Here is a 13,779-nt window from a genome sequence, read left to right on the forward strand (position 1 = left end):
AGTTATTTCCCGGGAATGGGGATGATCTCCGTTTGCCTTCCGTTAACGTACCTGAAACCATTCTCACCCCAAAACCCCGCCTCTTCCAGCATGATCCTAATATCCTTGTTCCATTCCGGGATCTCTACAGTGGTATTTAATTCAATGGCATAAACCGTATTGGGGAATAACTTATAATCCCCGGGGCCGGGAACCCCTCCCTGTGAATCCCACATTCCAATGGTGGGTCCCGAAGAATGGCCGTAGGAACCCAATGGGTGTGTATAAATGGAAGGCCTTAATCCTTCTGATTTTGCCTCTGCAAGGCTGGCAAGTAAAATTTGATTTCCTGTATTTCCTGTTTTAAAATTTCCAGTGAGGATATCCTGTAGTCGGTTGCCTTTGGATAAGGCATTTTTTAGAAATTGCGGCACTTCCTTTTCTCCTTCTTTTAAAACATAGGCGTGCTGCTGGCAGTCTGTATTAAGCCTTAAATAGGTAATTCCAAAATCGCAATGCAGCAAATCTCCTGGTTGAATGATCGTATTTCCATATCCTCCTGAAAAAGCTTCAATATGATCTTTTAATTCTTCATCATCACGTTGAATATCTACACTTGGATGAAACCAGGTTTCCAGGCCCATATCGGTTACCTTTTGCCGCATCCACCAAACCACATCTTCGCTTGTGGTTTGCCCCGGCGTGATTACCTTTTCGCTAAAAGCTTCAGCAATAATAGCATGAGTAATGGCGACCAGTTCTTCATACAATTCCATTTCCTTTTTTGTACGGGTCTCTATCCAGCTTACAGCCAGATCCTCGGCAGAGACTACCCTGGACCGGTAATTTTCCGGCAGCACTTTCAAAAACTCTTCGTGATCTGTCTTTACGATACCATCCTCAATATTGAAATGCAGGGAGTAATTGAGTCCAATCTTTTTAGGATCTCTTTTTGAAATCACGTCTACCAGTGCCTTCCATTGGTCCGGCTGCGATTCAGGATCCCACGCAGAAGTAATATTGTCACCAATATTATATCTGGCCACGGCCAGGCGTTCCAGCGTATCCTTGGCCGCATCGCGGTAAAACACCATTATAGTTCGCCTACGTGCATTGAGCCAGGTTGCTGGCAACATAGTGCGCATTACCGGGTCCTCGTTGTATTCCCGCGAGATAAGGACCCACATATCAATTCCTGCCCGGTCCATTAATCCAGGCAGTAAGTTTTCAAACCTGTCGGCAAGTATTTCGTCTACAACTTTTGCCCGGTCCTTTTCCTGAAGAATTTGAGATTGCGCTGTAATACCGGTAAATAAGAGGAGAAGTAGATATTTGATCATAGGAATGGTTAAAATTATTTGTTTCTGCTTTTCACCGTGTTTTCCCTATGGATCTTCCCATTTGGAGTTTCTTCGAATTTTTGGACAAGATATATTTTTTTAGGTCTCTCGAACTTCTCCAGGGATTTTAATCCTTTTAAATCTGTTTCCAATTCCTCCAGAAGTTCTTCAGAAAAATCTGCTTCTACAAAAAGCACCAGTTTTTCTCCCAGGGATTCATCGGGGAGCCCTGTAACGAAAAAGCGACGGTCAATTACCTTGTTGAGCTTCCACTCAATTTCTTCAGGAAATAATTTAATTCCGCCGGAATTTATCACGTTATCAAACCTGCCTTTCCAAAGAAATTTTTTATAAGTAAGAATTTCTACAATATCATTGGTTATAATAGTGTCTGCAGCAAGTTTAGGCGCTTTAATTACAAGGCATCCTCTTTCATCTGTTGAGATATGAATATCCGGCAAAACTTTAAAGGGAAGCGGTTTTGATTTTTTCTTTCCCGGATTAAGCCTTTTAGCCGCGATATGTGAAACAGTCTCTGTCATTCCAAATGTTTCATACACTTTGGTATTAAGACCCTGTACCCTTTTTTGAAGTTGTGATGAAACCGCGCCGCCGCCTACTATTAATTTCTTGATAAGGTGCAATCTTCCTAGGGAATTATCCAGCTGAAATGGTGTCATTGCACAAAAATCATACGTTTTGAAAACCTGGTCCAGGGGATTTGAAGTTGGAGGTACCAAATCGAGTTCCCAGCCCAGCACCATAGCTCTCACCAGCATCATCCTCCCGGCAATATAGTTGGCAGGAAGACACATTAAAGCAGTTGACCCGGGAGGGAGTTCAAAGAATTTCCCGGTGGCCACGGCAGAGTTGACCATATGCTCTTTCCTTATCTTTATTTTCTTTGCTACACCGGTTGAGCCGGAGGTCTTTACCTCCAGAAATCCTGAAGGTTTTACCCAATCAAGAATAAAATCCCCAATTAAACCCTCATAGGGTTCCTCTTCCTTAATGTAATTATAAGCCACTTTTCGAAGATCGGAAAGCGTGTAATGAACCTTGTTAAGTTTAAAATCGGGATGAACTTCCGGGACTTCAAATATTTCATTCATAATTCTACTTCTATTCTTGATTTGTAGCTCTGAATGATAAAATTAACAAAATAGGGGTAAATTTTTAACTCTCTTCCGAAGGATTTAACATAACCGGCTCCTCAACCTTTCCAAATAATTTTGCCCCCCAATTGGTCCATTTATATTTTTTAGCCATTATTAATAGAAAGATTGGATATACCACCAAAACCGGAATAAGTATATCCAGTCCTGCGGAAGGTTCTGAAACATCTTTTAATATTGAATTTGTCTGGAACGCAGTCCAGTCGGCGGTTACAAGCAATGCTGTTATCAGGTTATTTCCGGCATGAAAACCCAACGCTAACTCCAGGCCTTCATCCATAAGCGTCATAATTCCCAAAAGGAAACCTGTACCTATATAATAGACCATTATAATATTCCCCAGTTTTCCTACTTCGGGATTAAAGAAATGTAAACCTCCAAACACCACAGAGGTTACTATTAAGGGCAGCCACCGGTTTTTCACCAGAGTTCCCAATCCCTGCATTAAATAGCCGCGGAAAAAGTATTCCTCAAAACTGGTTTGTAGCGGCACCAGTATCACTGCGACCACCAGAAGTATAAGAAATGGAACCGCCTGAAAATTAAAAACGTAATCTTCAGGGCTGGTAAAATAATCAATTACCGTTACGCCAATAGAAAATATAGCCACCAGGCCAAAAGCAAACCAAAATTTACCCCAATCGGTTTTTTTTCGTGCGGTGGTAAGGGAGGTGAATGGTTGATTATGTACATGACGTACTACAAAGAACAGCGCAAGTAATGCAATGGCAAAAGGCAGTAACATAAGGAAAAGGGTCAAATTAGAATCCAGCACTCGTAACAATTCAGATTCGTCCATTCCTGCGGTATCAAAACCTTTTTCCATGAATATAGCTACCACAAATGGCATTTGCCCGGCTATTATGGCGGCAATCACAATTAAAATTCCCAAAAGATAACGCCAGAATTCGTGCTGATATTTAAATGCTTGTTCTATATACATATTTTGAATTATAAATTAAATTCCCAATTTACTGTTGGGTCATAGTTAATTGTACCACTTTTCACATTTAAAGGGCAGGCAAAATTATTGGTATATAAACCGCCTGTGCCCAGCCCCTGGGGCATAGGTGAATTTAGAGTGTAGGTCCACTGGCTAATGGCATTTAAGCCCACATTGCTCTCCAGTGCACTGGTAACCCACCAGCCGGTGTTCATATTTTCAGCCAGATCTATCCACTCCACGGTACCTTTAAAACCGCCTATTAAACTGGGCTTAAAAATAAGGTATTGCGGCCTTATTGTTTGTAATAATTCATGTTTTCTCGAAATGGAAGTTACCCCTATTAATTCCTCATCCAGCGCAACAGGAATGGGGCTTTCTTTACAAAGGTCCCTCATATGGTACCATTGCCCGGCCTTTATGGGTTGCTCTATGCTGTGAATTTCATAAACACTTAATCTTTTCAGTTTTTCCAGGGCTTCAGCGGGGGAAAACGCCCCGTTTGCATCTACCCTCACTTCAATTTCTTCTGAAGAAAATTCACTTCGAATATATTTGAGGAGATCAAGCTCTGCCTCAAAGTCAATCGCGCCTATCTTCAGTTTAATACAACTAAACCCCTGCTGAAGTTTTTCTGAAATTTGTTCCTTCATATAGGCCTTTTCCCCCATCCAAACCAACCCGTTGATAGGAATACCGGCATTGCCGTCTGTAAACCGGGAGGGATATAAGATAAATGGATCCTTTGCCTCCAGCGATCTAAAAGCCATTTCAACCCCAAATTGTATACTGGGAAACTCCTGCAGGCTTTCCCACAGCATATCTCTTCCCAGCTGGATATTTTCGCAAACCCATTTTAATTTTTCCTCATAATCCGGCCGGTCATCTACACTAAGCGAGCGCAGGATCCCACACTCGCCTATGCCCTTCTTATTTCCTTCTGTAAGAATAAGAAACCAGGTTTCTTTAGTAGTAAGAACGCCCCGCGAAGTTCCGCTGGGGCGTTTAAAGTTAAGGATGTACTTCCTGTAGGTTGCCTGCATTTGGATATTGAATAATATTAAAGCTCGATGCTTTCTCCAATTTCCAGCAACATAAGATCCTTTCCTTTTTCATAGAATTTCCTTTTGGCTTCTTCGTGGTCAATTTCAATGTATCCAAAAGTATCGTAATGGCATCCAATAACCTTGTCGCATTCCACAAAATCACTTGCAATTATGGCGTCCTCTATTCCCATGGTAAAATTATCACCTATAGGTAAGATCGCAAGATCAAGGGTTGTGCGCATTGGGATTAATTTCATGTCCATTGTTAATGCAGTATCCCCTGCTATGTAAATGTTCTTATGTTCACTTTCTATTACAAAACCTCCCGGTTGCCCGCCATAGCTTCCATCTGGAAACGAACTGGTATGCACGGCATTCACATATTTTACTTTACCAAACTCAAAATCCCAGCTACCCCCATGGTTCATAGGATGTACTTCAAGGCCTTTGGACTCGTAATGAGAAGTGATCTCAAAATTACTTACGATTATAGCCCCGGTATTCTTTGCAATTGCCTCGGCGTCCAGGGTATGATCCTGATGGGCGTGGGTTAAAAGAATGTAATCTGCTTTAAGGTCATTAATATCAATCTTATCCTTTACCAGATCATTACCGGTTATAAACGGGTCAATAAGTAAATGATTATCTCCTATTTTAATTCCGAAGGAATTATGGCCGTAAAATGTAATTTTCATAAGTAGATAGCTGTTTTTATTAATAGTCTTCCAATCAATTCGCGCAACCTGTAATAATTTTACTATTCCAATTACACTAAATAAATCTGAAGAACCCTATGTTTTTATAAAAATACGCATTGAGCTGAAATTATTAGACCAGTTGCATATTTTTTATTTATCCTGAAATTTAAAACAGCAATCCTACCGCAAATAATATAGAAATAAAGAAAGTAGTAAGAGCAAGTATTTTGAGTTCCGGATCCAGGAGCACCGGGCTTTCATTTGCCACTACCCTCTTCAAATGAAGGAACAGGGGAATAAATCCGAAAAGGTATAGTAGGTCGCTCCATTCCCGGGCTGTCCATGCCGAATAGATCACGAGGCAAAGCACTGCCCCGAAGATGAGAAAATAGTGATAATTCTTAGCGTTTTGTGCCCCCAGTTTTACAACCAGGGTATTTTTTCCGGCACGGGCATCGCTAACTGCATCTCTCATATTATTGAGATTTAGCACGCCGCTGCTTAAAAAACCAATAGCTGCTGCAGGGAACATGACCGGCCAGTCCATCCTAAGCGCATAGAGAAAATAAGAACCAAATACAGCCACCAGGCCAAAGAAAATAAAAACAAAAATATCTCCCATTCCCCTATAACCATAGGCATTTTGGCCCACGGTATACTTTACGGCGGCAACTATGGCTCCCAGCCCCAGAATGAAAAAGATAATGGCATACAGGAAATCCTCCTCCCCAAAGGCCGAATAAATAAGCAGGACTGCCATTACAAGTGTTGCAATAGCTGTTATAATTATCCCTGTTTTCATTTCGCCCCGGGTTATTAGCCCGCTTTGAAGCGCACGGGCGGGTCCAATTCTCTCCTCATTATCTGTTCCCTTTACCCCATCACCATAATCATTGGCGAAGTTGGAAAGAATTTGCAAGCCCAGGGTGGTACCTATTGCAAGGCTAAAAATCACAATATTAAAATACCCCTGATGGGCAGCTATGGAAGTCCCAACAATAATTCCTGAAACTGAAAGCGGTAAGGTTCTTAATCGGGCTGCATTCACCCACGATCCAATTTGTGCCATATTACCGCATTATTTTTACCAAAAGTTCCTTTAAAAGATCACCAGGGGGCACATTGGCAGATCCTACTCCTTTACCTTTTACATCTGCATCCCTCAAATATTCGATTGCGTAACTGGCTTTTTTCATAGGATAATTGCGCGCCGCAATTTCATAATCCTTTACAAAGAAAGGGTTAACTTTTAAGACTTTTGCCACATTTGCCTTGGACTGGTCTGTAAGCCCGTGGTATTGTAATATCTGAGAAAAATAACCATAAAGCAGCGAAATGGTAACTACCATAGGATTGTCTTTGGGGTTTTGGGAGAAATAATTGATTATTTGATGGACTTTGAGTTCATCTTTAAGCCCAATTGCTTTACGCAGCTCAAAATTATTAAAATCCTTGCTTATGCCTATGTTTTCCTCGATGAGCTCCGGCGTGATCATTGCGCCTTTTGGTACAATTAACTGGAGTTTTTGAAGTTCGTTATCAATTTTACTGAGGTCAATGCCCAGGAATTCCACCAGCATTTGTGCTGCTTTTGGAGCGATTTGATATTCACGGGATTTCAGGGTTTTCTGTATCCAATCCGCTACCTGGTTCTCATATAATCTTTTCCCTTCAAATAAAACCCCGGTTTTGGAAACAAGTTTATAGAGCTTCTTCCGCTTATCGATTTTCTTATACTTATAGCAAAATACAATGGTAGTGGTGCTCTGTGGGTTTTCAGCATAGGTTTCAAGTTTATCTATGGTCCTGGAAAGATCCTGCGCTTCTTTAATGATCAATACCTGCCGCTCTGCCATCATGGGATACCTGCGGGCGTTGCTCACAATATCTTCAATGGTGGTATCCCTTCCATAGAGTACCATTTGATTAAAACCCTTTTCTTCTTCCGTAAGAAGGCTATCTTCAATAAAGTCTGAAATTTTGTCGATGTAATAGGGTTCCTCCCCCATCAGGAAATAAATAGGCTTGACTTCACCATTTTTAATTGCCTGAACTATTTGTATTGCTTCTTCCATTGATTGAATTCATGGACTTAAAAATGAATGCTTTATAAGTCCGGCGGGTGTTGGGGATTTAAAATTTTAAAAATTCAAGGATCATCCTTTTTATATTTGTTAATTTGAACCTATGCAAAAACTGAATTTTCCCAATTATACATTTCGCTTCAAAAATAGCGAAAATAAAATAGCAGCTTTTGATGAAGTAAGGAAAAAATTCATAATTCTTACCCCCGAGGAATGGGTAAGGCTTCATACTGTTCAATATTTAAAAATTGAAAAACAATTTCCGTTAAGCCATATAAATGTTGAAAAACAATTAATGCTGGGCAAAATGAGCAAGCGATATGACATAGTGGTTTTTGATCCCGGAGGCGGGATCCATTTAATTGTGGAATGCAAAGCTCCTTCAGTAAAGATCACACAATCTACTTTTGACCAAATTGCGCGGTATAATATGAATTTACAGGCCAAATATCTTATGGTCACCAATGGGCTGGATCATTATTTTTGCCAAATGGATTATGTAGCAGAACAATATAATTTCCTCCAGGAGATACCCGACTTTCAGTATTGAAAAACTATAAGACCGTTGCAATACAGTTAAAGTTGTTACTTTTGGCGAGATATCCTAAAATTAGAAAAACCAACTATTCATGACCGTAGGAGTTGTTATTTTGAACTGGAATGGACTGGACCTTTTAAAACAGTTCCTGCCAGATGTTATTAAATTTTCTCCTGAAGCTACGGTATATGTTGCAGATAATGCTTCAACGGACAGGTCTGTCCAATATGTCCGGGAAAACTTTCCCGCAACAAAAGTCATAATTAACAAGGTTAATGGAGGTTACGCCAAAGGGTATAATGATGCCCTTGAACAGCTGGACGAAGATATATTTGTGCTCCTGAACAGCGATGTGCAGGTCACCCCGCACTGGCTGGAACCTATCCTGAAAATTTTTAAGACGCGGGAGGAGGTTGCCGCTGTCCAACCCAAGATCCTTGATTATAAGAATCCGGAGTATTTTGAATATGCTGGAGCTGCGGGAGGTTTCATAGACCGGTTTGGATATCCCTATTGCCGGGGACGAATTTTTGATAGTTTGGAACAAGATAAAGGCCAGTATGATGATGAGATCGAAATTTTCTGGGCCAGTGGAGCCTGTCTTGCAATAAGGAAAAAAGCTTTTTATCAAGCGGGGGCACTTGATGAAGATTATTTTGCACACCAGGAGGAAATAGACCTTTGCTGGAGGCTTTTTAACCTTGGCCATAAAGTTAGGTATACGCCGGAATCGGTAGTTTACCATGTAGGGGGTGCCACCCTTAATAATATGAATCCACGAAAGACTTTTTACAATTTTCGGAATAGTTTGTATAACCTGGTAAAAAACCTTCCTGCCCACACCTGGATTTTTGTAATACTGGGAAGAATGATCCTTGACGGCATTGCAGCTTTCAGGTTTTTGCTAACCGGGCAAATTGATCACTTTTGGGCGGTGTTCAGAGCCCACATGAATTTTTATAAACACTTGCCTTTACTACTCAAAAAGCGAAAAATAATACCCAAAAAATTGGGATATTTCACCAAAAATTCCGTGGTTTGTGCTCATTATTTACAGGGTAAAAAAACATTTTCAAAATTTTAAGGTTTAACGTTAATTTATAGTTAATTGGCATTAGAATTGATAGCTTTGAAAAAATCTAACTTTTAATAAATAACACAAATCAATTATGAAAAAAATCATGCTTTTATCGGCGACAGCGGCAATTTTGCTTTCTTCATGTGTTTCACAGAAGAAATATGCCGAACTTGAAGCTCAACACAAGGAAACCAGAGACCAGTTAAACACTGCAACTGTAAAACTTAATTCATGTCTTGACGAAAGAGAGAATATGAATTCTCAAATTCGAACTTTGAACAACCAGAATGCTGCTTTACTTAATAACGTAGGTGATCTTGCCACGCTATCTAAAAAAGAGGCAGAAAACCTTTCAAGATCTCTTGAGAGCATTAAAGAAAAGGATATGAAGATCCAGCGTATGCAGGATGCTCTTACCAAAAAAGATTCTGTAACCCTTGCTTTGGTTACAAGTCTTAAAGGTGTTCTTGGAAACATGAGTGATGAAGATATTACCATCAATGTTGAAAAAGGAGTTGTTTACGTATCTATTTCAGATAAATTATTATTCCAGAGCGGAAAATGGGCCATTACCAACCGTGCTAAAGAAGTACTTGGAAAAGTTGCCACTGTAGTTAAAAACAGACCTGATATCGAATTTATGGTAGAAGGACATACAGATGACAAAGGCATCAAAACTGCTATTATCGAGGATAACTGGGATCTAAGTGTGAAGCGTGCTACCTCTGTAGTTCGTATGCTTCAAAATGACTTTGGTGTTCCACCAGAAAGAATGACTGCAGCAGGAAGAAGTTACTACGTTCCTGTGGCTTCAAACGCTACTGAAGAAGGTCGTTCTCAAAACAGAAGAACCAGAATCGTTATTTTGCCTAAAATTGACCAGTTCTATAACCTTATTGAAGAAGGTATGGAATCTGCAAAATAAGCAGCATTTCTTAAATTATATCAAAGCCCCTGCAACCGCAGGGGCTTTTTTTGTGTTTACGTTTGTAGAGTAAAAGAACTTTTTAAAACAAAAAAGATCCCGCAATTTGCGGGATCTTTTATCAAATATTACTTAAGCTTACATAATCTCAATGCTTCCTTTACCCTGCCGGATAACCTCGGGCGTACTGGTGGTAAGGTCAATAACAGTGGAAGGAATGTTATCTCCATATCCCCCATCAATTACTATATCTACCAGTTTATCCCATTTCTCAAGAATAAGTTCAGGGTCTGTGGTATATTCAATTACCTCATCTTCATCTCTTATTGAAGTAGAAACAATAGGGTTTCCTAATTGACTTACAATGGCCTTACAAATATTATTATTAGGCACTCTTATCCCCACGGTTTTCTTCTTTTTAAACACCGAAGGCAAATTATTGTTCCCGGGTAAAATAAACGTGTATGGACCTGGGAGACTCCGCTTTAAGATTTTAAAGGTTTGTGTATCTATTTGCTTTACATAATCTGAAAGATTGCTCAGGTCTTCACAAATGAAGGAGAAATTGGCTTTATCCAATTTCACTCCTTTGATCTGTGCTATCCTCTCCAGGGCCTGGGTATTTGTTATGTCACAACCAAGGCCATAAACTGTATCTGTGGGGTAAATTATCAAACCGCCGTTGCGAAGGACATCAACTACTTTCTTAATATCCTTTTGGTTGGGGTTCTCTTCATAAATTCTAATTAAGTCTGCCATAAATTTTCAAATTTTAATTCTCCTGTTACATTTAATTGTAGGTAAATTGCAAGATTTCCCACTTATAAAATAAATGCAAGATCTATTTAATTTAAAGATATGATATTAAAAAGGCTATAGCCCGTGGCCTAACAGAACTTTATGAATAATATAATATTTGTTAAGAAAGTAATTTTAACTTGGCAAACCGAAGTAATAATTTTTTTATTCCGCCATTTTGAAAATCTATCTCAGCTTTTTTATCCTGGCCTACTCCGTCTATCTTTAAAACTACCCCTTTACCAAATCTTATATGTTCAACTTCATTGCCCTCCTCCAGTTTAATACCATCTGTATGAGAAATATTGGTAGGCACCGACGTTGCAGGCCTAAGTTTTCTAAGCTTTCTTAACTGCTCCTCACTTGGTTTGTGGGCCGGTGGCGGGGAACCGGATCTGGGTTTGGTTTGGCGCAGGCTGCTTTTGTCTACCTCTCCAAAAATATCTGTATCTATTAGCGGTTTGTATTTATAATCATCCTGCGGCACCATATAATCAAGGAACTGAGACTCTATCTCTTCAATAAACCGGCTTGGCTCTGCATCAATAAGTTTCCCCCAACGGTAACGGGACTGGGTGTAGGTAAGATATGCCTGTTTTTCAGCGCGGGTGAGCGCCACATAAAACAAGCGTCTTTCCTCCTCAAGTTCAGAACGGGTATTCATACTCATAGCCGAAGGAAAAAGATCTTCCTCCATCCCTACTATATAAACAAACGGAAATTCCAATCCCTTGGCAAGGTGAATGGTCATAAGTGCAACCCGGTCATCATCTCCGGTATCCTTATCCATATCTGTTGCAAGGGCTACATCTTCCAGGAATTCGGTTAGGGAACCGGTAGCATCTGCCAGTTCTTTCTGCCCTTCCACAAAATCCTTGATCCCGTTCATCAACTCCTCTATATTCTCAATTCTCGCAACCCCTTCAGGCGTACCGTCCTTTTTAAGTTCCTGGATGAGCCCTGTTTTCCGGGCAACGGTATCGGCAACCGTAAAAGCATCGGCATTTTCATTCAATATGGTGAAGCTCTTGATCATATTCACGAAATTGGAAAGCTTGTTCCTGGTACCTGAATTGATCTTGATATTTAGCTGATCTATATTTTCAATCACCTCAAAAATGGACCGTCCGTATTGATTTGCAAGAATGGTAAGCTTGTCTATAGTGGTTTGCCCAATACCTCTTGCCGGGTAATTGATCACCCGTTTCAGGGCTTCCTCGTCATTGGGATTTACAAGCAATCTCAAATAGGAAAGTACATCCTTTATCTCTTTTCGCTGGTAAAATGAAAGTCCGCCATAGATCCTGTACGGGATCTCCCTTTTTCGAAGTGCATCTTCCATGGCACGGCTTTGCGCATTGGTCCTGTACAAAATCGCAAAATCCCCATTGTTCAACTGATTCTGCATTTTGTTCTCAAAAATGGAACTGGCCACAAATCTTCCTTCTTCCCCATCATTCAGCAGCCGGTTAACCACAATTTTTGTCCCGTCATCATTCGCGGTCCAAACTACCTTGTCCAGTTTGGTCTTATTTTTTTCTATTATGGAATTGGCTGCGTTTACAATATTTCGGGTTGAGCGATAATTTTGTTCCAGCCTGTACATTTGTACATTCTCATAATCTTTCTGGAAATTCAGAATATTATTAATATTAGCTCCGCGGAAAGCGTAAATACTCTGAGCATCATCTCCCACTACGCATATGTTCTGGAATTTATCTGAAAGGGCTTTCACAATCAAATATTGGGAATGATTGGTATCCTGGTACTCATCTACCAGGATATACCGGAAACGGTTCTGGTATTTATGCAGCACATCTGGAAACCTGTTGAGAAGTTCATTGGTTTTAAGAAGCAGGTCATCAAAATCCATCGCACCGGCTTTAAAACAGCGGTCAACATAATTTTTATAGATCTCACCCAGCCTGGGCTTTTTAGACATAGCGTCTGCCTCCATTAATTCAGGATTGGCAAAATACGCTTTCACCGTAATAAGACTGTTCTTGTATGAAGAGATACGGGAATAGACCTGCTTATATTTATAAACATCCTTATCCAACGCCATTTCTTTTATAATTGCCGAAATAAGCCTTTGGGAATCCTGGGTATCATAAATGGTGAAATTGGATGGGTACCCAAGTTTATCGGCTTCAAATCGCAGCATTTTCGCAAAAATTGAATGGAAAGTTCCCATCCACAAATTCTTTGCTTCACTGTTGCCCACAATACTGGCAATACGCTTTTTCATTTCGCGGGCAGCCTTGTTGGTAAAAGTAAGCGCGAGTATATTAAAGGGATCTACCCCCTTGCTCATAAGATATGCGATACGGTAGGTAAGCACCCGCGTTTTGCCAGACCCCGCTCCCGCAATCACAATCATTGCTCCATCCTTTTGAAGAACAGGCGCCCGCTGGGCATCATTTAATTCAGCTAAATAAGATTCCAATTTTTCTTCCTTCTTTTAGGCTGTGAATTTAACCAAAAAACCCCTTACCTGAAAACCTCAGGCAGGCTTACTTTTAAACAAGCTGGTCTTAAATTATGCGAATCCCGATATTTTAAATACATTTAGCTTCTTCATTTAATTTATACCTGTATGATTAAAAATCTGCAATTGCTATGTTTTCTTGGGTTTCTTATTATTTTTTCTGAAGGTTTTGCTCAGGAACAAACTGCTTCCGAAAAACCTATTGCCAATTTTGGACCTACCTATCCTATTGAAAACCCGGATTATAAAACTTCACTTTCTGAAGAATACAAAGTGGTGTTTGACGTGAGCAAGCCAGCTGAAAATCCTGCTGAAGTGAATAAATATGTGGAGACTGTAGCCAGGTTTTTAAATATGCACGTAGAAGCGGGAAAACCTCTTAATTCTATGAAGGTGTATTTGATTATGCACGGGGGTGCCGCGCAAACGCTACTTAAAAATGAGCACTACAAAGAAATTTTCAAAACCGATAATCCAAATATTCCCCTTTTTGAAGCTTTAAGGGAACAGGGGGTTGAAATTCTTTTATGCGGACAAACATCTTTCGCCAGAAATATTTCTGAAGAAAGAAGGATCCCCGAGACCAAAATTTCCCTTTCGGCAATGACGGCTTTAATCCAACTGCAAAATGAGGGTTACAGGCTTATCCAATTCTAAATTCCTCTCTAATATAAATTCCGAAGAATA

General features: G+C 40.1%; 13 protein-coding genes. 4 read left to right on the forward strand and 9 right to left on the reverse strand.

What is annotated here, in order from left to right; translation table 11 throughout:
* Positions 1 to 2 precede the first annotated feature (2 nt).
* The 7 genes from FK178_RS07240 to holA form a co-directional block, all read right to left on the reverse strand.
* Complete coding sequence (locus FK178_RS07240; RefSeq protein WP_146832835.1) at positions 3 to 1,319, reverse strand: M24 family metallopeptidase; 1,317 nt, start codon at positions 1,317 to 1,319, stop codon at positions 3 to 5.
* A 14-nt stretch (positions 1,320 to 1,333) separates the two neighbouring features.
* Positions 1,334 to 2,431 (reverse strand): AMP-binding protein, encoded by a 1,098-nt coding sequence (locus tag FK178_RS07245; protein ID WP_146832838.1) that lies wholly within the window; start codon positions 2,429 to 2,431, stop codon positions 1,334 to 1,336.
* 64 nt (positions 2,432 to 2,495) lie between these two features.
* Positions 2,496 to 3,437, reverse strand: a complete 942-nt coding sequence (locus FK178_RS07250; protein ID WP_146832841.1) for a CPBP family intramembrane glutamic endopeptidase — start codon at positions 3,435 to 3,437, stop codon at positions 2,496 to 2,498.
* Between the two features lie 8 nt (positions 3,438 to 3,445).
* On the reverse strand, positions 3,446 to 4,480 hold the full coding sequence (locus FK178_RS07255) for an o-succinylbenzoate synthase (RefSeq protein ID WP_146832843.1): 1,035 nt from the start codon (positions 4,478 to 4,480) through the stop codon (positions 3,446 to 3,448).
* 17 nt (positions 4,481 to 4,497) lie between these two features.
* Positions 4,498 to 5,178 (reverse strand): metal-dependent hydrolase, encoded by a 681-nt coding sequence (locus FK178_RS07260; protein WP_146832846.1) that lies wholly within the window; start codon positions 5,176 to 5,178, stop codon positions 4,498 to 4,500.
* 169 nt (positions 5,179 to 5,347) lie between these two features.
* Complete coding sequence (locus tag FK178_RS07265) at positions 5,348 to 6,250, reverse strand: 1,4-dihydroxy-2-naphthoate polyprenyltransferase (protein ID WP_146832849.1); 903 nt, start codon at positions 6,248 to 6,250, stop codon at positions 5,348 to 5,350.
* A gap of 1 nt (position 6,251) precedes the next feature.
* Positions 6,252 to 7,256, reverse strand: a complete 1,005-nt coding sequence (holA, locus tag FK178_RS07270; RefSeq protein WP_146832852.1) for a DNA polymerase III subunit delta — start codon at positions 7,254 to 7,256, stop codon at positions 6,252 to 6,254.
* Between the two features lie 112 nt (positions 7,257 to 7,368).
* Between holA and FK178_RS07275 the strand changes: the two genes are divergently transcribed.
* The 3 genes from FK178_RS07275 (at position 7,369) to FK178_RS07285 (ending at position 9,806) form a co-directional block, all read left to right on the forward strand.
* Entirely contained in the window at positions 7,369 to 7,815 is a 447-nt protein-coding gene (locus FK178_RS07275; protein ID WP_146832855.1) for a type I restriction enzyme HsdR N-terminal domain-containing protein, read from the forward strand.
* 79 nt (positions 7,816 to 7,894) lie between these two features.
* Positions 7,895 to 8,887, forward strand: a complete 993-nt coding sequence (locus FK178_RS07280) for a glycosyltransferase family 2 protein (protein ID WP_146832858.1) — start codon at positions 7,895 to 7,897, stop codon at positions 8,885 to 8,887.
* Positions 8,888 to 8,972: 85 nt separating this feature from the next.
* Entirely contained in the window at positions 8,973 to 9,806 is an 834-nt protein-coding gene (locus FK178_RS07285; RefSeq protein ID WP_146832861.1) for an OmpA/MotB family protein, read from the forward strand.
* Positions 9,807 to 9,944: 138 nt separating this feature from the next.
* Here FK178_RS07285 and FK178_RS07290 read toward each other — a convergent pair whose 3' ends face one another.
* Both FK178_RS07290 and FK178_RS07295 read right to left on the reverse strand, forming a co-directional pair.
* Entirely contained in the window at positions 9,945 to 10,565 is a 621-nt protein-coding gene (locus FK178_RS07290; RefSeq protein ID WP_146832864.1) for an L-threonylcarbamoyladenylate synthase, read from the reverse strand.
* A 160-nt stretch (positions 10,566 to 10,725) separates the two neighbouring features.
* A complete protein-coding gene (locus FK178_RS07295) occupies positions 10,726 to 13,050 on the reverse strand; it encodes an ATP-dependent helicase (RefSeq protein WP_146832867.1) in 2,325 nt (774 codons plus the stop codon).
* Positions 13,051 to 13,200: 150 nt separating this feature from the next.
* Here FK178_RS07295 and FK178_RS07300 point away from each other — a divergent pair, with 150 nt between their 5' ends.
* Positions 13,201 to 13,749 (forward strand): DsrE family protein, encoded by a 549-nt coding sequence (locus FK178_RS07300; protein WP_146832870.1) that lies wholly within the window; start codon positions 13,201 to 13,203, stop codon positions 13,747 to 13,749.
* Positions 13,750 to 13,779 lie beyond the last annotated feature (30 nt).

Origin of the sequence: Antarcticibacterium arcticum (assembly GCF_007993795.1) — a bacterium.
GTDB lineage: Bacteria > Bacteroidota > Bacteroidia > Flavobacteriales > Flavobacteriaceae > Gillisia > Gillisia arctica.